Genomic DNA, 21542 nt, shown 5'->3' on the forward strand with positions numbered 1-21542 from the left:
GGCTGTGGTGGCTGGTTGGCTGGGTTGGGACTCCCAGTTGAGTCATTAGTTGGTGGAGTTTCTGGTTGCTGTGGCTGGTTGGCTGGGTTGGGACTCCCAGTTGAGTCATTAGTTGGTGGAGTTTCTGGTTGCTGTGGCTGGTTGGGTGGGTTTGAACCAGTGGATGTCTGTTGATTGTTGGAGTTATTATTTTGCTGTTCTGTATCTGATAAAACTTGTCCCGTTTCTTGTAAAGAATTTACAGGAGGAGCATTATTGACTCTAGAGTTAAGCGGGGAGTCTGAGGGATTAGTATTTGGCGAGGGATTAGTATTTGGCGAAGGATTAGTATTTGGCGAGGGATTAGTATTTGGTGAGCGGTCATTACTTAGCTGTGTAAAAGATGGGTTTTCTACTACTTCTTTACCAGTAAGTGGTGCTTGGGAAGCCACAGCTGCGGCAGTTTCAGCTTGAACTTTGGCGATCGCCGGATCTGAAGTGGGTGCACCGCGCCCAGACAAATCTAGCTCTTGAACCAGATTGCTAGTTTCATAAAAAGTTCTCAGATCAAATTCGTATAAACCCTGAACTTTATCTTTAACTATCACCAGCAATTGCCCTGCTTTCAGTTCCTGGTTTTGAGAAGCATTCTTGTTGGATACTTCAATACCGCTATTTGTCAGTGCTGCGACAATTGTGGTATCTTTTTTTTCGTCATAGCGTACGAATAATGCTGAACCGCGAATTGCCGCCGCTGCATTTGGCGTATTTATACGTGTTCGCCCTTGACCTGGTGGAATAAGCAGCAAGACAGTACCATTAGATAGTCTCAGATTGCGCGATTTCGGTAAAAACCGAAACACTGCTTGTTCTCCAACCCGTGCTAGAGAACCATCGTTGAAGCGCAACTCTGCTAGGGAAGATCGACCAGTAGACAACCCATCCCCAGGAACGATCGCGTCTGACTTGCGTGCCGCACGTTTAGGTTTATTTTGGGGCATGAGTTGCACCCAGTTACGGACGTTTCTAATCACAGCCCTAGTCAGAGGAGTAGCAGCACTTGCCTGCTCTGGCAAAGGCAGCGCTATAATTCCCCAAAAGCCAATTGTCACCAGTGGAAATAATTTACGAAACATTTTTGGAGCCTCGGATAAGTTCACTGATACCAAACCAGTGGAAAACAGGTGTTGATTTTATAAGGTATGAAGATGCTATAGCGTTTATTAAGCAACTGAGGTACACCTAAATCTTTTTTACCAAGGTTAGTAGTTTTGAAAACGTACCTCACCAGGTCGGAAACCGCTATAATTATATTTTTATAGCAAGATTATTTCTGTAATTTTGCTGAATTTGAATTGCTAATTATAAGTATATATAAACACCTATACCTGTTCTTTGGGGCTTACTTAAGTATATTTTGAGTATACTATAACTCATTAACCAAAAATTTACATAGATGTTAATATTACCACTTTCTTGTGGTGATGAATAAGCATAATTATCATTTACAATGACTAAAATTGCTAGAAATACAGAATCATCCTACTCGGAACTTCTGAAGAAGCTTATGGTCTAAAGTTTAAAAAAATAGATTTGATATGCAACCCAAGAAATGGAAAAATTTTTGGACAAGGATTTTGTTTGCCTCCAGTAGTGTCAGCTGGTATTTCATCAGTATTAATACGGCATGGGCTGCAAAGTTTAACCAGAGGAATTTTATAAACAAATCAGGTGTCACCCTAGTGAGCGATCGCGCTTTAAGGGAACAACACTCAGAGGCGGTTAATTCAGAACTACAGCTTTTGTGGCCATTAGAAACAATAGACACCGACGGTATCACAACAATTAAGACAGCTGATGAAAATGCGCTGACTGTAGAATTTAGTGATGCTTCACAAAAAGCGGAGATGGTGAAAGAATCACCAAATTTATACTCTCAGACTACGCTAATTCCACCAAATTTCCAATCAGGTTCTGCGCCAAAAAATGATTCTAATGATACTCAACAGTTGACCGATCCACTACAATTAGAACTATCGCCAACCAATATTCCTACATTCTCCCCTACACAAAAAGACCAAAATTTAGAAACATCTCAGACAGAAACAGAACAAACAGAACAAAGATTTCAAAAACTACAGCAACGGCTGCAAGAAAACGAACAACCATCTTCAGAGTCAGACACTGATGAGGAACTTGGTAAGTTAAGACTGCGAGAAGTCTCACCAACTCTTGAACAACCCCAGGCTTCACCCCTAGAAGAACCTTTAGTTCAATTTAAACCAATAGGCTACCTACTGGCTCGGGTCGGCTACTTCTACAGCAGCAACATTTTTTCTTCAGGATTAGTTCCAGTTGAAGATAGTTTGGTTTACTCCGGTTTAAGTTTAGGGTCTGTAGCTTTACCTTTAGGAGAAAAGACTTTTTTAAGCGGATCTATCGATGGCTCTCTAGTTCGTTACCTAAATCAATCAAAATATAATTACAATCAAGTAAGATTCAACCTCAGTGTATACCAAGAGCTTACACAGCGAATGTACGGTGAAGTTGGTTGGAGTAATCAACTACTGTTCTATGCCAGAGACGGCGATAACTTTGACGCTGGCGATCGCTTTTTAAACGAAAATGCTCTACGGCTGTCTTTGGGAAGGCGAGACCCTTTGACACAAAGGTTGATGTTAGATAGCTTTTACGAATTTCGCGTCAGCCTGACTAACCCGCCAGAAGATTGGAATCGGTTAAGTAATTTCTTATGGCTTTCTTTAAACTACTACTTGCAAAAAACTCTCCAGGTTGGTCTTGATTACCAATTTACCTCGTCAAACTTTACCGAGCGCGACAGAGACGATTTGTATAATCGGTTCTTTGGTCACTTAAATTACAAAACATCCAACGACAGTAGTATTAGCGTGCAAGCAGGCGTGACATTGGGTGATTCTAGTGATAGTAATATTGATTTTGATGGCTGGTTCTTTGGTGTAAACTACAACTTGGAATTAGGTAAGTTTTGAAAATTGTTGTTTGTTGGTTGTTCCAATCAACCACCAACTACCAACTACTAACAATAACTAATCCAATCACTCCAGCTACCAGCATAGAGTTTACCTGTATGAATATTAGCCAGTTCTAAAGATAGTAAATTTACACAAGCAGTTACCCCAGAACCACAATAAACTATAATTTCCTTTGCGTTGTCTACCTGCGACCAACGAAGGCGTTGTTCTGATGGCGACAGCAGGTAGCCAGTGGTGTCTGTAGCTTCTTGCCAAGGATAATTCATCGCACCAGGAATGTGACCGGCTATTTTATCAATGGGTTCTCGAATACCGAGGTAGCGATCGCTCTCTCGTGAATCTATCAATGCTACCTCTGGTAAATCTTTCTGATTTATTACCGTTTGGCGATCTACCAGCATCTGTGTCTGGATCTGGGGAATAAAATCACCCGTTCGGAGTTCAGGGATAATATCTGTGACTGGATATCCGGCTTTTTGCCATTCGCTGTAGCCACCATCTAGCACCGCTACTTGTTCATGTCCGAGATAACGCAACAACCACCATAAACGGGCCGCAAAAGCAAAGCGGGAATCATCGTAAGCTACTACCAAAGTTTGTTGATAAACTACCCCAATAGCTGATAACTTGCGAGCTAATTCTTCAGGGTTGGGTAGAGGATGTCTCCCTCCGTGTTCTCCCACAGGACTGGAAAGATCCTGGTTCAAATCTAAATAGTAAGCCCCTTTGATATGACTGGTTTGGTACTGCTGTTTTCCCAATTGTGGATCGGCAAGAGAAAAGCGACAATCCACGATCGCAACTTGTGGATCTTCAAGGTGTTCCAACAGCCATTCACGAGAAATAACAATCATAGTCATTGGTCATTAGTCATTAGTCATTAGTCATTTGTTAGTGGTTAGTAGTTAGTAGTTAGTAGTTAGTGGTTGTTGGTTGGTGGTTAATACCCCTACTCCTCCCCATTACCCCATCTCCCACTCCCTATTCTTCATTCCCTATTTTCAAAAATAGAATGTCAGAGTTAGATAATTTTACACCTGAGCTTACAGCAGATGGATCTTTCACCTTCTTTTCCCAAGAATTTGGCGAGTCTTTTCACAGCCATTATGGGGCTAGGCAGGAGAGTTTTCTTAAATTTGTCGAGCCTACTCAACTAGCTTTAAAAGCTAATCAACCCAATTTGCGAATATTGGATATTTGTTATGGGCTAGGATACAACACAGCAGCCGCTTTAGAGACAATTTGGTCTGTTAATCGTGATTGTGATGTAGAAGTAATCGGTTTAGAACTGAATGCAAGTGTGCCACAAGCAGCGATCGCCCATCATTTATTTGATACCTGGAAGTACGAGTATACGACCATCCTGACCCAGTTAGCTTACGAACAGCAAGTGCAAACAAACCACCTGCGAGCTAAGCTATTAATTGGCGATGCAAGAACTACGATTAGACAAGTCTATCATTCGGGTTTCCGAGCGGATGCAATTTTTCTCGACCCCTTTTCACCACCTCAATGTCCCCATTTATGGACTGTTGAATTTATTCAACAACTTGCTTTGTGTTTACATAAAGATGGTCTACTAGCTACATATTCTTGTGCAGCAGCTGTACGCACCGCACTTTTAACAGCTGGCTTAGAAATAGGTTCTACCCCACCAGTAGGAAGGCGAACACCTGGTACTGTTGCAGCCCATCCAAGAGGAGTGGGGGATAGGGAGATGGGGAGAAGGGGAGAAGTATTTCAACAATTCCCCTCCTCTCCCACTCTTCCACTTTTCCCCTCCTCTTATCCCCTCTCTCAAGCAGAAAAAGAACATTTACTGACTCGCGCTGCTATTCCCTATCGCGATCCAGAATTAAAAGACCTCCCGGACGTCATTCTCAGGCGGCGACAACAAGAACAGCAAGATTCTTCCCTTGAACCAACTTCTCGTTGGCGAAAACGCTGGTATTGAAGGGGACTAGGGCATAAAAATTATGAATTATGAATTATGAATTATGAAATTTTTAGCATTCAGTATTCATCATTCATAATTTTCACCTATTCCCAATCCCCAATCCCCATTGCCGACGGACAGTCGCCCCAAGTCGGGGAACCCGCCCACGGCGCTGTCCTCCCTAATCCCCACTCCCTTGCGGTCGTGGGGGCCCCGAGTTCCCCAATCCCCAGTCCCTTTTACGTGTAATATTTTTGACTGAATTTTTTGTTGATTTTTTCGATGGTGGGCAACGAGTTTTTGTGATGAGAATCACTGACAACCTAAGTAACTTGTCACTGCCAGACTAAACTGACCGTAGTTTCATTATTCCCATGAGTTAGGACAACTAGACACACAAGCTGCTTGGATAAACATCAAAACTGTGATTTTAATGCCTTATTTTGAAATAAATTTAATGATTGCAACCGTTTCCGCTCCTGCTATGTTAATAAATCTCCGTAAAAAACCTGATTTAACATTTGCAGGAATTTATCATACTGGAATTGCAGGCAGGAATTTTTGGCAGCAATACTTCTTATATTCTAAGAACACATAAAAAATCTACGCTGCTGATGGCAACAAGCAAGTCACTCTGAAGGTGAATCAAGCTTAGAAAAATGCAGACTGAAATACAGTCAAGTACTAAACTGGTTTTTCAAACCTGACTTTGTTAACTGATTTAAGAAATTGGAGTGCCTTTGTGATTCAATGGACATCCAAGTATACAGGCTCTACCGAAGAAATTGTGAGTGGATCAAACGCCCTAAACAATGTTAATAATATAGATTCAAATTATGCTGTAGCATTGCCAAAAGCAGAAGATTATTCCTTGAACTTATCTCAAAAAGACCTGAACATTGAACAGACAGAAGCTTTGCCTGCTTTGAGCAAGCCTTATGTTAATTTTTGTTACAATGCCCTGGAATCTAGAACACAACCAGGTGAAGGGTCTCAAGTGAATGGTTTTGATTCAGATGCGCCGAAAGTTTTAGTTGTTGATGACCATGCTGCTAGTCGTGTGACTGCTGTCGCCCTTTTAGCTATGGAAGGCTACGAAGTCATTGAGGCGGATAGTGGTTCTACTGCCGTTGAATTAGTCACCCAAAAACAACCGGATCTGATTTTGCTAGATGTGATGATGCCGGGTATGGATGGGTTTGAAGTGTGCCAATTACTCAAGCAAGATGAACATACCCGACTCATACCAATAATTTTTGTGACGGCGTTAAATGATCGGCGATCGCGTATCCGAGGAATAGAAGTAGGGGCAGACAATTTTTTGAGCAAGCCTTTTGATCGTGTAGAATTAGCAGCGCGTGTCAAGTCGTTAGTAAGGCAAAAGCGTCTGAATGAAGACTTAGACCACGCCGAACAAGTGCTATTTTCCATAGCTAGGGCAATTGAAAGTCGCGATCCAAACACAGGCGATCATTGCGAACGGCTAGTAAAACTGGGAAAGGCTTTTGGAGAATATCTCAATCTTTCACGCAACCAAATTCGGGATTTGATGTGGGGCGGTTATCTCCATGATATTGGCAAGGTGGGAATTCCCGACGCCGTGCTGCTGAAGAAAGGAAAACTCACGCCCGAAGAGTGGGAGATTATGAGGCAACACGTTTTGATTGGTGAAAGAATCTGTCAACCATTACGTAGTATGTGGGGTGTAATTCCTATTATCCGACACCATCACGAGCGCTGGGATGGTTCGGGCTACCCTGATGGACTCAAAGGAGAGGATATCCCCTATCTAGCGCAAGTGTTTCAAATAATTGATATTTATGATGCCCTGACTAGTGAACGACCTTACAAACGGGCTTTTCTTCCAGAGGAAGCACTCATGGTGATGGAGGAAGAAACAGCTAAGGGTTGGCGCAGTCCTCAACTGATGCAGCAGTTTGCTGAATTTATTCGCACTTGTAAACAACAGTAATTGTTTGTTGTTTGTTGATTGTTGTTTGTTGTACCCTGCACCGAAGCCGAAGAAGGCGCGTCTATGGAACAAACAACTAACTACCAACTACCAACTACCAACCACTAACCACTAACCACCACCCACCAACCACCAACTTAGTAAAGTGGTATTATTTGAGCCTAGATCTCAAAGTACTAAGCTTATTTATCACAATTTACTTAGCCAATAGCTAATTATGGTAGTTGTAGCAATTTTAGCGGCAGGACGTGGGACGCGCATGAAATCCAACCTTCCTAAAGTCTTACATTCTTTGGGTGGGCGATCGCTAGTCGAAAGAGTGATCGAAAGCGTTCAACCGCTTTCGCCCTCACGTCAAATGGTAATTGTAGGGTATCAGGCTGAGGAAGTGAAAACAGCTATGCTATCACTTCCAGACTTAGAGTTTGTTGAACAGAGTGTACAACTCGGAACAGGCCATGCTATCCAGCAATTACTTCCTTACCTGGAGGGATACAGTGGTGATTTGTTGATATTAAACGGCGATTTGCCATTAATACGTACCGAAACCCTAAAAAATATTCTGCAAACACATCAAAAAAACCAAAACGCCGCCACTATTCTCACCGCGCACCTGTCAAATCCCAAAGGTTATGGGCGCGTTTTTTGTAGCGAAGAAAATATTGTGCAGCAAATTGTCGAAGAAAAAGATTGCACTCCTACCCAAAGACAAAATTGCCGTATCAATGCTGGAGTTTACTGCTTCCGCTGGCAGGATTTAGCAAAAATTCTGCCAAATTTGCAAGCGAATAATGCCCAGAAAGAATATTATCTCACCGATGCTGTTACTCAAGTTACACCTGTGATGGCAGTCGATGTAGAAGACAGCCAAGAAATTATGGGCATAAACGATCGCCTGCAACTAGCTTCTGCCTACGAAATTTTGCAAAGGCGCATCAAGGAAAAATGGATGGCAGCGGGTGTTACTCTCATTGATCCTGCTAGCATTACGATTGATGACACTGTAGAATTACAGCCAGATGTGATTATTGAACCGCAAACTCATCTAAGGGGAAATACTGCAATCGGGACTGGCTGTCGCATCGGGCCTGGAAGTTTAATAGAAAATAGCCATATTGATGAAAATGTTACTGTAATGTATTCCGTAGTGACAGATAGCATCGTACAGGCTGGTAGCAGAATTGGCCCCTATGCCCATTTACGGGGACATGTGGAAGTTGGTAGCAAATGTCGGGTAGGAAATTTTGTGGAATTAAAAAATACCAAGTTGGGTGAATGCACTAATGTTGCCCACTTGTCTTATTTGGGCGATACTACAACTGGAAATCAAGTCAATATCGGTGCAGGAACTATTACCGCTAACTACGACGGGGTAAAAAAACATCCCACCAAAATTGGCGATCGCACTGGCACTGGTTCCAATAGCGTTTTAGTAGCACCAATAACCTTGGGAAATGATGTTTACATAGCAGCTGGCTCTACAATTACAGAAGATGTCCCTGATGATTGTTTGGCGATCGCTCGTGAACGTCAAGTAGTAAAACCAGGATGGCAGAAAAAATCTCCAAAAGAATAAATAACAAAAACAAGGCAAAAGGTTAAGATTATTTGTTTCCTTTTGCCTTCGCCTTTTTAATTATCAATGCAACCTACTTCTGTACCTACGGGAAGTTCTAACGTATCACCAATCTTTTCGCCATCGTGAAAAGCTGCAAGTAAAACTTGGCTGGTTTTTCCCCAAGCGATCGCCCCACTTGCATCTAGAGCGATCGCTCCAAAATCCCGTTTGTTCTGGTGTGCTTCTGCAAAGGAACGCTTCATTGCATCCTTGAGGGACATGCCATCCGTGACACGCACCACAATTTTTGCTGCTAAGCACTCATCAATAATGTCTTCTCCGATACCAGTACAACTAACCGCAGCATGTATAGTAGCATAATTACCAGCAGGCATTGCAGAATCACTGACACGTCCAATCCGCTCAAATCCCTTGCCGCCTGTGGAAGTACCAGCTACTAACCGACCTTGAGTATCTAAAGCTACTACACCAATAGTACCGCGTCGGGCATTGCTAGTTTCCACTAGTTCTGGTTCTGCTAGTTCTGGTTCTGCAACCACGCTAGCCATTGTATGTTTAAAATTCTGCTGGCGCTCTTGAATCCACTCTTGTAAGCGCAAGTCTGTTAAAGCGTTATAGCTGGGAATTTGCAACTCCCTTGCTAATTCTGCCGCTCCGTAATCAGAAAGTACTCGGTCGGGAGAAGTTTGTAATGCCTTTGCCAAGTCGATGGGATTTTTAACCCGCGAAACATTAATTACACCACTAAAGCTTTGGGTTGTACCATCCATCAATGAGGCACTCATGCGGATTTGACCGTCTGATTGCAGTACTGAACCAGTACCTGCATTAAAGCGGGGGTCATCTTCTAACATTTGACATGCGCGCACTACTGCTTCCTTAGCACTTGCTCTAGAAAGTAAAAGAGAATACACTTCTTCTATAACTTTATAAAGCGAGCGGCGTACCACCTCTACTCCGCCTTTTCCGTGTAAAGAACTACCAGCCCCTCCATGAATAATTAATTTAGGTAGCACTTGTAACTTCATCTCCTCTTGATTTGTGTAATTTGAGTCAAATAGTTTTATGATTCATCGGTTTCATTTTTAGTCGCAGCACGGCGACGACGGCAACGTTCCGAACAGTATTTCACCTCTTCCCAGCAATCTGCCCATTTTTTGCGCCAAGTAAAAGGGCGCTGACATACCGGACAAATTTTGCTAGGTAGGTCAGATTTAGAACGGGCACGTCCCATATTTTTACTGTGCAGATTTGAAATTGATTTCACTTACGATTGGAAATCAATTATAACCAGTTTGTTACAAAAGTAGATGACTTTTATTAAACAATACTGGAGTTACTCCCCTGATAATTAATTAAAAATTCACTCTGCAAAGTTTAAATTTCGGTAAATCAATAGTGGCAAATATTTTGGCTTTTTCTGTATCGAAAATCACTGAAAAAAAACTTATACTTGTAGATGGGTTGTAATGCAGTATATAAAAATACAGGCAAATGCTTAGATAGTTATAAATGAAAGCAAAAGCCGAGCTAGAAAAGATTTTCTGTTTTTGTCAGATATAGCAGGGAACAGGGAACTCTTAACGGGGAACAGGCTTGAAAGTCCTTTGGTGTCAGGGTTTTACGATCAGATTATGTTCTAACCTACCTGACAACAGCTATAACAAGAGATAAACAGATTAATCCACAGCTAATTTTTTTGGAAAGTAAATTGAAAGATGATGGGTTATACCCTCAAAAAATATCTTGTAAATTCTTATGTTTTTTATCACAAATAATTCCAGCGAAAATACTTAAAAACGCTGAACGCTATGACTAATAATTGTTACTTGCCAACGGTAATAACAAGCGACTAACCACCCGGCTATCTGGTAATTGATAGAAATGCAATTCTCCACCAAGTTGATGCATGAGTTTTTGGCAGATCGTCAGATGCAGTCCGGGTAGTTGCTCAAGCCTGGAGGGGGCAAGTACATCTTTAGGTGTATCTTGATGGAGTTCTATCAGTAACTGAGGTTCAATACTGCCATTATCTGTAATCGAGACTTCCAATAGGCGTTCATCTAAGCGGCGACACCAGATATCAATTCTGCCCCCACCTGTAGAACGCTGACAGGCAGCAACCAGTAATTCATGCAGAACTAATTCTATTTTGACAACATCGCCAGCGATCGCCAGCGAAGAGTGAGGCAACAAAGAATAGTTTTTCTCTGACTCTTCACCCTCCTCTTTTTGTCCCAAACCATGCACACCCACCCATAACTTTTGTTGTTTGAGTAAATTGTCAACTCGTTCGAGCGATCGTTTCAGCAAACTGGCTATAGGAATACTTTCTAAACTCATCTGCAACTGCCACAGTTCGAGTTTTAACAGTGCCGTCATTGAAGCGGTGGTATTGTCTAACTGTCGCAGTAGTTGCTGATAGCGCATATGAGTCAGTTCATTTGCAGGAATGCCCAAATCGTGCATTTGGGTGAGTAGCTGCGTCACAGTTCTTTGGATATCCTGTAAACGACGATGTTTGTACCAGTTGAGTTGTTGGAGTTCTTCTGTTCTAGACTCAAGCATTTGAGTAATTTGTAGCCATCGCCGCGACCAAGCTAGTTGGCAAACTAGAGTTTCTGTAGCATTGAGACTATCCTCTGACCATTGACGTTCGTAATGGTCTGCTATTACCACCACACCTGTAGGTTGATAATCAGCAGTAGTGCGTAATGCCATTACTAAAATTTGACCGATGCCAGCACCATTCAACCATGTCCTAGTTGTAGGAGGTAGATCGTTCACAGTTAGAGGCAAAATACCATCCGTAACTAGCGCCCACTGGATCAAAGCTTCAGTTTGCAGTGGTACTAGTGAGTCCGTGAGAATCTCAAACTGAGAATTAGCAATAACTCCAGGTATAATTTTGGCGATATTCTCTCCAGGTTGCCAGGATAACATTAGCGTTAGGGAACAATTGAGAAAAGATGCAATTTGTTCCAGTGCTGTGCGTTCTAGGTGCTTGAGGGTCTGGGTTGTGGCAGTTTGGGATTTTTCCAGGATGCGGAGGCATTTTTGAAAGCTTTGCAAAATTTTTTGCTGTTGTTCAGTCTGGTAGTGCAACTGCCATTGCCGCATCACTACACCAATTTGTTGACCAACAACCTGTACTAATTCCTTTTCCAAGGATGTCCAACTGCGATCAGCTTCAGTAGCGATCGCCAACAGAACTTTTGGTGCGTTACCAACAGCGCAGTTACTAATTAAAAGCGATCGCACCCCATTGCCAATGAAAGGAGGACGCCAGTTAAAAAACCGCAAATCTGAATCTAAATTTTCAATTGCTACCGCCTCAGTTGAACGCAGCAGAAGCTGCCAATCTACATCTTTAAGAGCATCGAGAGTACATGTTAAAGGGCGGCGATTGTACGGTTGAGTTTGGTAAAAAATTTGATAACTATTCTGGTCAGGGTCGTAATGTAACAACAGAAATCGCATCGCAGCCAAGCGTTGCAAAACTTTTGCGCCACAGTTCGCTAAGATTTCTTGAATATCGCGATCGCTATAAATACCTTGAGCAATTTGACCAGTCAGATAAGCATCATCTTGAATTCTTTGGATAGTAGTTTCTGTCTCCTCTAAAGGGGTGATTAAGGAAATTAACCCAGCAGCACTCTTGACAAAATTTTTATCAGTCTCAGTCCAAATGCGGGCTTCTGTGTTTTCCACTGCCAGAAAGCCCAGCAGCTCCTTTTGCCAGATGATCGGAGCAGCTAAGAGACTACGCACGCCCAGACGTTGCAGCAGCGTCACGGTGAAATTGCTCTGTAGGGAACTGCGCCCTTCTCCAATCCAGACAATTTCATTTACCGATAAAGCAATATAAAAGTCGCTCAATTCATGTACGGTAATTTTCGTTTCTGCTTGCTGACTTTTCTGGAAAAAACTGCTATTGGCATTTCTGTTACTCACCCGTCGCCAAAAGTAATATCCTTCTCGTTCAAACCAGTAAATATTTGTGTGGGTAGGTAAAACAAATTGATGGGTTGCCTCTACTACAACTTCTAGCCTTTGCTCTAAGTTATTGACAGTTCGTAGATTTTCCAGCAATTTTAATAATGGCTCGTCAAGGCGCTGGGTTTGCTTGTGCTGCAAATCCATTTCCATTTCATGAAGTGCAGCCCCCAATTCACCTAAAACCATCATCAATCTTGCTCTGGCTTCCCCACTGAGTAAGTAACCCCAGCGTTCATAACCAAGTAGCACCAAGCCCAAACAGCGGTTTTTGTAGCAAATAGGGACAATAATTGTCCCTTGGATATTGAATTTTTGTGCCAATTGCTGCCATCCTTCAACCCGCATTTCAGATCGCAAATCAGCTACACCCAAGGGGCGTTGTTCAATCACTACTTGCTCTAATAAATCCCCAGGATTAAGAACCACCCTTTGTTTTAAAAAACTGGTATCACTACTAGGGGTTGTGCCGCCTTTGCCAAATAACATGTGATTCAGGCGATCGTAAAAGGCAATCCAAATCAGGCTGTAATCAAACTGCTCTTGCAGATAAGAAATTGTGGTAGCAATCAGAGCATCAACATTATCTTCTTCCCTGAGGCTCTGAAGAATACGCCCCAAGGAAAGGATTTGTTGTTCGGCCGCTGTGAGTTTTTGTGGCTGCCTCATCTGATTACCATTAAACATAGCTTGTTAATATTTGACACTCTGTCCTCTAAAATTTGACAGATTCTTGGTATCACTAGACTTCTTGCAGAAGTCGGGGAAAGGGTAGTTTTAACCTTCATGCCCTTTTTTATAAGATGCCCAGAATAACACCCGAACTAAATATGACTATGGTGCTTAATCTCGAATTTTGATGGACGTAACTAACGATTTAGGGACTTCCAAATAAAAAAACATCCCAAATTTTCTTGTGGGATGGGTGTCCTCACCCGTCCCATCCCAGAGGCGGGCAGGATGCTCCGAAGTTTGCCGGAAAGAACATCTCCCCGGCAACTTCTCTCCACCCCACAATCCGGGATAATTTATTTCTTGGGAATCCCTTATACCTAATGTGAATTAGCTCTCAGTCGGTAATGGCTAAAAAAATGGATATTTATCAAGCTTTAATTCGTCCCTTCTTATTCAATTTGCTTAACGCAGATCCGGAGTGGCTGCACTCTTCAACGATTCGCAGTCTTAGTTGGCTGGCAAACAATAGCAGTCCCGGCGCTAGCTGGGCAGCCAAACGCCTACAGCAGTCGCTGTGTCTTGCTGATAAACGCCTAGAACAAAACCTGTTTGGCCTGCACTTCCCCAATCCTGTAGGCTTGGCAGCTGGATTTGATAAAGATGGGGTTGCCACTGATATCTGGTCAAGTCTAGGTTTTGGCTTTGCAGAAGTGGGAACTGTAACTTTTCACGCCCAGCCAGGCAATCCCCATCCTCGCCTGTTTCGTTTGCCTTTAGACAAAGCCGCTCTCAATCGCATGGGCTTTAACAATAGCGGTGCAGCAACAATGGCGGCGCGATTAGCAGAACGTAAGCAACAATTTGCTCCTACAATACCTATAGGTATAAATCTGGGTAAATCTAAGGTAACACCTCTAGAAGAAGCTGCAAGCGATTATCTTAATAGTTTTCGCTTACTCAAGCATCTGGGAGACTACTTTGTTGTTAACGTGTCTTCTCCCAATACACCTGGGTTGCGATCGCTCCAAGATGCAACCATGCTTAGTTCGATCTTGGAGGCACTGCAACAAGAAAATACAACACAAAAGCCTATTTTTGTCAAGATAGCGCCTGATTTGGAATGGGAAGCGATCGCTGACATTATTTGCTTGATAAAAAGCTATCAATTGGCAGGAATTATTGCCACTAATACCACCATCCGTCGCGATGGATTGAAAACACGGGTGATTGCCAAAACAGGCAAGTCACCGCAAGAAGAAACTGGTGGAATTAGTGGTGCGCCACTGCGCGATCGCTCCACAGATATTATTAGGTTTATTTGGCAGCAAACACAAGGACAAATGCCGATTATTGGCGTTGGTGGCATTTTTACCCCCGAAGATGCCTGGGAGAAGATTACTGCTGGTGCTTGCCTTATCCAAGTCTATACAGGCTGGATCTACTCTGGCCCAATGATGGTACGCCGTATTCTCGAAGGCTTGCTTGCTAAGTTAGAACAAAATGGATTAAATTCTATCTCCGAAGCAGTTGGTTTAGAAGTAAAAAGTAAAAAGTAAAAACAAAACAATCAAAGTTGTTTCTTTTGCTTTTTGACCTTTAACTTTTACCTTCTTCTAGAGGAAAAAACTCCTTTGTTTTTGGGGAGTATGTCCAGGCGATGCCATCTGGATCTCTGCTACGACTCCACTCAGGAAAATCTGGATCGTCTCGCCGTTTGTATACCGTGCTGGAATAGACATTGAGACGCTTTGCAAGCTCAGATTGAATCAGAGAGCCAAAAATCAACTGTTTTTCTAGTGGTTTTTTAACTTCCTCCTGATGGGTTTGCGGTAATGTTTCAGTTTCGGGTTCTTTTGGTTCTTCCTGCTGAGGTTTGGGAGGCGGTGGTGCTAATAAAGGTTCAATGGTTTTGGCAGCGTGTTGGGGAGGAAGTTCTTCTACTGGCTCGCTACTGTCAAAGATACTAGCAAGAGTACTAGCAGTCATAAAGTAATAAACCTTACTGCCTTCCTCAGAGTCAACAATACTGGCACCAAATTCTGACGCTTTTGTATCTAGATAGCGTTTTGCCGTTTCCCCGGAAAAATTACCCTTAATTGCCAAGTCCATCGGCGTGATTCTGCCTTGAGTTTCCCGAATCAATTGATTAAACATCGGATTCACTTGCAGACACCACTTTTGCCATTGGTAGCGCTGCCAAATATTCAAACCTATGATGAGCACAATTGCCGCCAGCCAAATTCGCCAGGTAGCAACTAAGAAAATTATCAAAAACGAGATTGGCAAAAGCAGGACTAGATAACCTTTGCCATAGCCTTCTATTGATTTTTCACTCATGCTGATTTTTGCCAAGTGACTATTAGGGGAAATAATATAATCTTGGCAAAAATTTGTGCAAATGTTTGTAGTTTTTGTTTGTTTGCCAAAAATTTTCCAGGCAAAACCGATTCAGGTTAAGGGCTATACTAGGCAAATAAAGCTAATATCAATTTTCCAAAAGACGGCTACAGATAATGACGCGGGGAACTCATCGGCCCTCACGACCGCGCTTGCAATGGGAATTAGGGGCGAAAGCTCTTCATACTTCTCAAAAGTCATGATATTTGATTACGACAGAAGAATTCCTAGCGTTAAATTAAATCAAGGGCAAGACTGACAATAAGAGAAAAGGTAAAAGGCAGAGATAAATTCTTCTCCCTTAGCTTCCTTTTCTCCTGCGTAAGTCTACAAGGTTTAATTGTTGCTAGAGGAACACCAAATTTTATGACATACGATTACGACCTGTTTGTCATTGGTGCTGGTTCTGGGGGTTTAGCGGCTTCCAAGCGCGCTGCTAGCTACGGGGCAAAAGTTGCTATAGCCGAACATGATTTAGTCGGCGGTACTTGTGTTATCCGTGGTTGCATTCCCAAAAAACTGATGGTCTACAGTTCCCACTTTCCAGCATTATTTCACGATGCCGCAGGCTATGGCTGGAAGGTAGGCGAAGCTGAGTTGGACTGGGAATATTTCATCACTGCTATAGATAAGGAAGTACGGCGACTTTCACAGCTACATATTAGCTTCTTAGAAAAAGCGGGAGTGCAACTCATTCCCAGTCGCGCTACTCTCCTAGATCCGCACACTGTTGAGGTAGAGACGTTTCATGAAACGTCTGTACAAAGAAGCAAAGTTACCGCAGACAAAATTTTAATTGCTGTTGGAGGTCGTCCAATCAAGCCTGATTTGCCAGGAATGGAATATGGTATTACCTCCAATGAAATGTTTCATCTGAAAGAAAAACCGAAGCACATTGCTGTTATTGGTGCAGGTTACATCGGCACAGAGTTTGCTTGTATAATGCGCGGTTTGGGATGTGAAGTTACCCAAATCATTCGTAAAGACCTCATCCTCAAAGGTTTCGATGAAGATATCCGCACTAACATCCAAGAAGGGATGACTCAACACGGTATTAAAATCATCCAAAATACTGTGGTAACGGCAGTTGAAAAAGTATCAGAAGGATTGCAGATCAATTTATCCGGAGAACATACAGAACCTGTAATTGCCGATGTGTTTTTGGTAGCAACTGGTCGTGCCCCAAATGTAGACGGACTGGGTTTGGAAAATGCTGGAGTAGAACTAGTAGATAGTTCTATCGAAGGGCCGGGATACAGCACGATGAATGCGATCGCTGTTAATGAGTACAGTCAAACCTCTCAAGCTAATATCTTTGCAGTCGGTGATGTTACTGACCGCATGAATTTAACTCCGGTTGCAATTGGGGAAGGTCGTGCTTTTGCAGATAGTGAATTCGGTGAAAACCGTCGTATATTCAGTCATGAAAATGTGGCAACGGCAGTATTTTCCACACCTGAGGCGGCTACAGTTGGTTTGACAGAAGACCAAGCCCGCCAAAAGTTGGGAGATGACGGAGTAAAAATATATCGCACTCGCTTCCGTCCGTTGTTCCACAGTTTGACAGGTGCTGAAGAAAGAACAATGATGAAGTTAGTGGTGGATGCTAATACCGATAAAGTGCTAGGCGCGCACATGGTAGGAGAAAATGCCGCTGAGATCATTCAAGGTGTAGCGATCGCCGTCAAAATGGGCGCAACTAAAAAAGATTTTGACGCCACTGTCGGTATTCATCCCACAGCAGCAGAAGAATTTGTCACAATGCGGTAATTGTTATTTGTTGGTTGTTGGTAGTTGGTTGTTGATAGTTGGTTATTGTTGACTACTAACTACTAACCACTAACTACTAACCAACTAATTACAAAAGCTAAATGTCTAGCGAATATATCTATCTTCATGGCTTTGCATCGAGTCCTAATTCTGCTAAAGCTTGTTACATATGCGATCGCTTTGCAGAATGCAATATCAAGCTGCAAGTTCCAGATTTAAATTTTGGGGATTTTTCCCATCTGACAATTACGCAGCAGATCAAACAAGTTGCCGCTGAATTTCCCTCAAATTCTGCACCAGTGACTCTAATTGGTTCAAGTTTGGGCGGATTGACAGCTGCCCACTTAGGACAGCAACACCCACAGGTGCAGCGACTAGTTTTGCTAGCACCAGCCTTTGGGTTTTTATCCCATTGGCTGCCCCAGCTAGGGGATGAACAAGTGCAGCACTGGCAGCAAGAAAAATATCTGATGGTTTATCACTACGGAGAAGGGCGATCGCTTCCCTTGAGTTACGATTTTGTAACCGATGCCGCTCAATACCAAGAAGAAATGTTACAACGCTCTATCCCAACTCTTATTCTACATGGAAAAAATGATGAGGTTATCCCAATCCAAGCCAGTCGGGATTTTGCCAAATCGCGTCCTTGGGTAGAGTTAGTAGAACTCAACAGTGACCATGCCCTAGCTAACGTCATGGCAGAAATTTGGCAGGCAATTCGGCAGTTCTGCCAACTACCTTAAAGTTGTATAATGCTCAGTCCTCAGCGTAATGTTCTTTGTTTCTTGCTGATGACAAATGACTATTGACTATTGACTATTGACTAATTATGCTGCCATTCATTCGCTCAGATTTAGCCCAATTTACCGCTTACAAACCGCACCCCAGCAGCGGTACTGCCCAACCAGTCTCATCACAGACTCAGTTGGATCGTCTAGATACAAATGAGAGTCCCTATGATTTGCCACCAGAGTTAAAAGAAAAACTGGCATGGACTTATCAACAGGTCATTGAGACTAACCGTTATCCCGATGGTGGACATGAAGAACTTAAGAATGCGATCGCTGAGTACATCAATGAATCAGCTAGTCTGGGGACTTCTGTTTTTACTACCGCTAATATTTCTGTTGGTAATGGTTCAGATGAACTCATCCGTTCAATATTAATTGCTAGCTGTCTTGGAGAAGGGTCAATTCTCGTCGCTAATCCCACCTTTTCTATGTACGCCATATTGGCGCAAGTTTTGAGCATCCCTGTGGTGCAAGTAACTAGAAATGAAGCGAATTTTGAAATTGATTTAACAGCAGCACAAACTGCCCTAGAACAAACTCAAAACCCCCCTATTCGGGCAGTTTTTGTAGTTCATCCCAATTCTCCTACTGCCAATGCCTTAACTACGGCAGAGTTGGCATGGTTAAGGAGTCTGCCAGAGCATATTTTAGTAGTAATTGATGAAGCTTACTTTGAATTTAGTCAGACTACTTTAGTAAATGAATTGTCACACCGTCCTAACTGGGTAATACTACGCACATTTTCTAAAGCTTTCCGATTGGCAGCCATGCGTGTTGGCTATTGCATTGCCCATCCTGAATTAATAACCATTATAGAAAAAGTCCGCTTACCCTACAATCTTCCCAGTTTTTCAATCACGTCAGCATTAGTTGCTTTGCAAAACCGTAAACTTTTGCTCAATTCAATATCACAAACACTCTCTGAACGAGCCAAACTGATCGAAACTCTCTCACAACAACCAGAATTACAAGTTTGGGATAGTGCTACTAACTTTATTTACCTGCGTCTCAAACAAAATCACTCTCACCCACAAGACGCTGCTTTAAAAAATCTCAACCAAAAACTTAAGGCTAATGGTACTCTTATCCGGGAAATTAGCGGAGGATTGCGAATAACCGTAGGAACTCCTCAAGAAAATATCCGCACACTAACAAGATTGCAAGCTGCTTTGACAGGCTTGAAATCTGAGCAATTAACTCAGTAACTACACCCACTGTCTAGATCGCTGCCCAAATGGCGTACTATTGAAACAGTTTGTGGCAGCACACCCACTAAAAGGGCAAATGCCTCATTCGGCAATTTATTCACTATCTCCAGTGGAAAGTATTGTTCAAATTGATCGAGAATCTTTTGAACTCGCTGACCAGGAACCGGGTTTTCTGTAATTTGTTTAATCAACCTAATCCACTGTCGCCGAATCAAGAAAGCTTTCTGGCGTTCTTCATTAGTTTCGGGAGTCAATAATGACAGATTTCCTATTGGCAATGCTCCTTGACAATCGCGATCGTATTCGCCACCTACTGCTGCTCCTGGTCCAGCAAACTCCGCATGATAGCGTTTAAAGAGTATTAATCCATTGCGTCTTCGACTGTTAACAATGAAAACTTTTTCGCTCAGCAGCTTTGTCAGGATATCCGAGCCATAGGATTGCTCAGTTCCATCTGGCATGACAATATAGTCAAGGAAACTGGTGTCAGGGTAATAAGTAGATACCATAGCGGTCTGATAGCGTGGGTGTTTGTCGCTATCCATCTTTTTTCAAAATGGAGATGAATCTAGTACTCGTTTGCAATTAAATAGAGAAACTACTATTCAATCAAAGTTTTGGTTTTTTCTTATTATGAAGACTTTTTGGTCGTCAATGTAGCTATGATAAAATTAAATAGAACTGATTCAAGATTTGAGTAATCATATTTTATGAGATTTGATTTGATTTGTCTGCAACTATAGGTGTGTTTTTTTAAAGTTTCTATAAAGATGAGTAATTTTAATAAAAAGTTATTGTAAGGAATTGACTGTTTATTTATAGTATTTTCGCTGATTATAAAATCATAATCTATCTGATAGCAACAAATGTTTTTCATTTAGATTTTATTCTACATATAATAAAGATTTCACAATTACAACATCGAAGAAATCAAATTATTCAATAATATATATTTTTGTTTTGATATATTAATAAGTGTATCAAAACAAAAGCTCTAGATAAAATTGTTTGGGAAAGTAATAACAAAAAATTTGATTTTTTCAAAAAAAACTACCTCATAAATTCACTATATAGCTAATGTCATCATTAAATGGCTGCCAAACAATATAGATATTATTTTAATCAATTTAATATAGAGTTATGCAAATTGCCAAAGCAAGAATTAGCTAAAAAATAAGTATATTTGCCTGAGAATAGCTGGATACTCTATCAGATGAATTGGTTCTCTGATTTGCAAAACTTATGAAAGCTTGCTTGCCAAAGTAGTGGCAATATCCAAATTTGTCCAAATTTACTTATACAAACAGAAAGCTAGCTTGTTGAATTCAGTAAAAGATGCTTATGCAATAATATCTGCTGTGAGCGTTTAAAAAAGAATGTATTCCAATTAGATTCAACCTTATGTACTCGATATCCGAACTTAAAATAAAGTTGCTGTGCCTGATGGTTATTTTCCAAAACATGGAGATATATGTCTTCAAATCCCCATTCTCTAGCAACTTTATCACTAGCTTCAAGTAGCTGTGAAGCAGCACCTTGTCTGCGATATTTTGAGCAAACTGCTAAATTAGACAGATAAGGAAAGCTTCTGCCAGCCTCAGTCCAATAATCGCTGAATCGCACACCTAATTCTACAGTGCCAGCTATGTTATTAGCTGTACCAGCAGTAGTATCAACAGCAACTAAGCAGACGTGATGGGGTGCAGGTGATGCCAGACGGTGTCTTAGATCTTCGTAAATACCCAGACGTAGCAAAGGAAAAGCCCATCCCCAGAAACCTTTTTGGGAATGAAAGCTTTCAGCAATAATTTGGGCAACTTCAGTCAAATCAGCAGGTGTAGCCGCACGGATTAGGAACCGACAGGAAGTTTGCTTGGCGGATGCTGTGACTGGCTGTTGATGGGATTGTTGGAAAAACCAAGGTGTCAAGGCTAGTTTCGTGTTGAATTGATAGAACGAAAATCTTCAAATATCCTAAAACAGCATCCAACCTGTGTGAAAACTCAGAACTACTAAGTTCATTCAACTTGGCGCTAGAAGGGTTTATTAGAAAGTGGTTGATTGCCCTTACCACTAAAATCTAAGATACTACAATTAGTTAGCAGAGGTTAAAGCTTCCTTATTGACAGTAGACGCTTTAAGTCGGCGAAGCCAACGCCAGTCGCTACAACGGAGAGAGAACTTCCCTACTCTACGAGAAGTGGGAGTGGCAGGTAAGTGCGTCT

At 42.0% G+C, this 21542-nt stretch carries 18 protein-coding genes; 10 read left to right on the forward strand and 8 right to left on the reverse strand.

Features of this window, described 5'->3' with window-relative positions; translation table 11 throughout:
- The coding region (locus HXY43_RS26195) for a FecR domain-containing protein (protein WP_290890005.1) at positions 1 to 1115 on the reverse strand (1115 nt) is incomplete at its 3' end.
- Positions 1116 to 1577: 462 nt separating this feature from the next.
- On the opposite strand from HXY43_RS26195, the gene HXY43_RS26200 reads away from it, so the two are divergent.
- On the forward strand, positions 1578 to 2990 hold the full coding sequence (locus HXY43_RS26200) for a hypothetical protein (RefSeq protein WP_290890008.1): 1413 nt from the start codon (positions 1578 to 1580) through the stop codon (positions 2988 to 2990).
- 47 nt (positions 2991 to 3037) lie between these two features.
- Here HXY43_RS26200 and HXY43_RS26205 read toward each other — a convergent pair whose 3' ends face one another.
- Positions 3038 to 3853 carry a sulfurtransferase gene (locus tag HXY43_RS26205; protein ID WP_290890011.1) on the reverse strand — a complete coding sequence of 272 codons (816 nt, stop codon included), beginning with the start codon at positions 3851 to 3853 and terminating at the stop codon, positions 3038 to 3040.
- Between the two features lie 152 nt (positions 3854 to 4005).
- Between HXY43_RS26205 and HXY43_RS26210 the strand changes: the two genes are divergently transcribed.
- The 5 genes from HXY43_RS26210 to glmU all read left to right on the forward strand — a co-directional run bounded on the left by HXY43_RS26210 (position 4006) and on the right by glmU (position 8477).
- Positions 4006 to 4947 carry an MnmC family methyltransferase gene (locus tag HXY43_RS26210; RefSeq protein WP_290890014.1) on the forward strand — a complete coding sequence of 314 codons (942 nt, stop codon included), beginning with the start codon at positions 4006 to 4008 and terminating at the stop codon, positions 4945 to 4947.
- A gap of 36 nt (positions 4948 to 4983) precedes the next feature.
- Entirely contained in the window at positions 4984 to 5178 is a 195-nt protein-coding gene (locus tag HXY43_RS26215) for a hypothetical protein (RefSeq protein ID WP_290890017.1), read from the forward strand.
- 175 nt (positions 5179 to 5353) lie between these two features.
- A complete protein-coding gene (locus tag HXY43_RS26220; protein ID WP_290890020.1) occupies positions 5354 to 5527 on the forward strand; it encodes a hypothetical protein in 174 nt (57 codons plus the stop codon).
- Between the two features lie 144 nt (positions 5528 to 5671).
- On the forward strand, positions 5672 to 6901 hold the full coding sequence (locus HXY43_RS26225) for a two-component system response regulator (protein WP_290890023.1): 1230 nt from the start codon (positions 5672 to 5674) through the stop codon (positions 6899 to 6901).
- Positions 6902 to 7118: 217 nt separating this feature from the next.
- A complete protein-coding gene (glmU, locus tag HXY43_RS26230; protein WP_290890026.1) occupies positions 7119 to 8477 on the forward strand; it encodes a bifunctional UDP-N-acetylglucosamine diphosphorylase/glucosamine-1-phosphate N-acetyltransferase GlmU in 1359 nt (452 codons plus the stop codon).
- Positions 8478 to 8533: 56 nt separating this feature from the next.
- On the opposite strand, the gene HXY43_RS26235 is transcribed toward glmU, so the two are convergent.
- The 3 genes from HXY43_RS26235 to HXY43_RS26245 all read right to left on the reverse strand — a co-directional run bounded on the left by HXY43_RS26235 (position 8534) and on the right by HXY43_RS26245 (position 13145).
- A complete protein-coding gene (locus HXY43_RS26235) occupies positions 8534 to 9508 on the reverse strand; it encodes an isoaspartyl peptidase/L-asparaginase (RefSeq protein ID WP_290890029.1) in 975 nt (324 codons plus the stop codon).
- Between the two features lie 35 nt (positions 9509 to 9543).
- The gene (locus HXY43_RS26240; RefSeq protein ID WP_072032360.1) at positions 9544 to 9714 is read right to left on the reverse strand and encodes a DUF2256 domain-containing protein; all 171 of its coding nucleotides are present in this window, start codon (positions 9712 to 9714) and stop codon (positions 9544 to 9546) included.
- A gap of 581 nt (positions 9715 to 10295) precedes the next feature.
- The gene (locus HXY43_RS26245; protein WP_290890073.1) at positions 10296 to 13145 is read right to left on the reverse strand and encodes a GAF domain-containing protein; all 2850 of its coding nucleotides are present in this window, start codon (positions 13143 to 13145) and stop codon (positions 10296 to 10298) included.
- A gap of 410 nt (positions 13146 to 13555) precedes the next feature.
- On the opposite strand from HXY43_RS26245, the gene HXY43_RS26250 reads away from it, so the two are divergent.
- Positions 13556 to 14707 (forward strand): quinone-dependent dihydroorotate dehydrogenase, encoded by a 1152-nt coding sequence (locus tag HXY43_RS26250; protein ID WP_290890032.1) that lies wholly within the window; start codon positions 13556 to 13558, stop codon positions 14705 to 14707.
- Between the two features lie 40 nt (positions 14708 to 14747).
- Here the strand turns inward: HXY43_RS26250 and HXY43_RS26255 are convergent, their stop codons facing one another.
- Positions 14748 to 15488: a hypothetical protein gene (locus HXY43_RS26255; protein ID WP_026731437.1), complete on the reverse strand. Its 741-nt coding sequence runs from the start codon at positions 15486 to 15488 to the stop codon at positions 14748 to 14750.
- A 426-nt stretch (positions 15489 to 15914) separates the two neighbouring features.
- On the opposite strand from HXY43_RS26255, the gene gor reads away from it, so the two are divergent.
- The 3 genes from gor to HXY43_RS26270 all read left to right on the forward strand — a co-directional run bounded on the left by gor (position 15915) and on the right by HXY43_RS26270 (position 19314).
- Positions 15915 to 17318 (forward strand): glutathione-disulfide reductase, encoded by a 1404-nt coding sequence (gene gor, locus HXY43_RS26260; protein WP_290890035.1) that lies wholly within the window; start codon positions 15915 to 15917, stop codon positions 17316 to 17318.
- 101 nt (positions 17319 to 17419) lie between these two features.
- Positions 17420 to 18061 carry a YqiA/YcfP family alpha/beta fold hydrolase gene (locus HXY43_RS26265; RefSeq protein ID WP_290890039.1) on the forward strand — a complete coding sequence of 214 codons (642 nt, stop codon included), beginning with the start codon at positions 17420 to 17422 and terminating at the stop codon, positions 18059 to 18061.
- An 86-nt stretch (positions 18062 to 18147) separates the two neighbouring features.
- Positions 18148 to 19314, forward strand: a complete 1167-nt coding sequence (locus HXY43_RS26270; RefSeq protein ID WP_290890042.1) for a histidinol-phosphate transaminase — start codon at positions 18148 to 18150, stop codon at positions 19312 to 19314.
- Here the strand turns inward: HXY43_RS26270 and HXY43_RS26275 are convergent.
- Together HXY43_RS26275 and HXY43_RS26280 are read right to left on the reverse strand one after the other, a co-directional pair.
- Positions 19308 to 19862 carry a hypothetical protein gene (locus HXY43_RS26275; RefSeq protein WP_026731444.1) on the reverse strand — a complete coding sequence of 185 codons (555 nt, stop codon included), beginning with the start codon at positions 19860 to 19862 and terminating at the stop codon, positions 19308 to 19310. The two genes, HXY43_RS26270 and HXY43_RS26275, sit on opposite strands and share 7 nt — an antisense overlap.
- A 766-nt stretch (positions 19863 to 20628) precedes the next feature.
- Positions 20629 to 21246 carry a GNAT family N-acetyltransferase gene (locus HXY43_RS26280; RefSeq protein WP_290890046.1) on the reverse strand — a complete coding sequence of 206 codons (618 nt, stop codon included), beginning with the start codon at positions 21244 to 21246 and terminating at the stop codon, positions 20629 to 20631.
- Positions 21247 to 21542: the final 296 nt, after the last annotated feature.

This window comes from Fischerella sp. (genome assembly GCF_013388695.1).
Taxonomy (GTDB): domain Bacteria; phylum Cyanobacteriota; class Cyanobacteriia; order Cyanobacteriales; family Nostocaceae; genus PCC9605.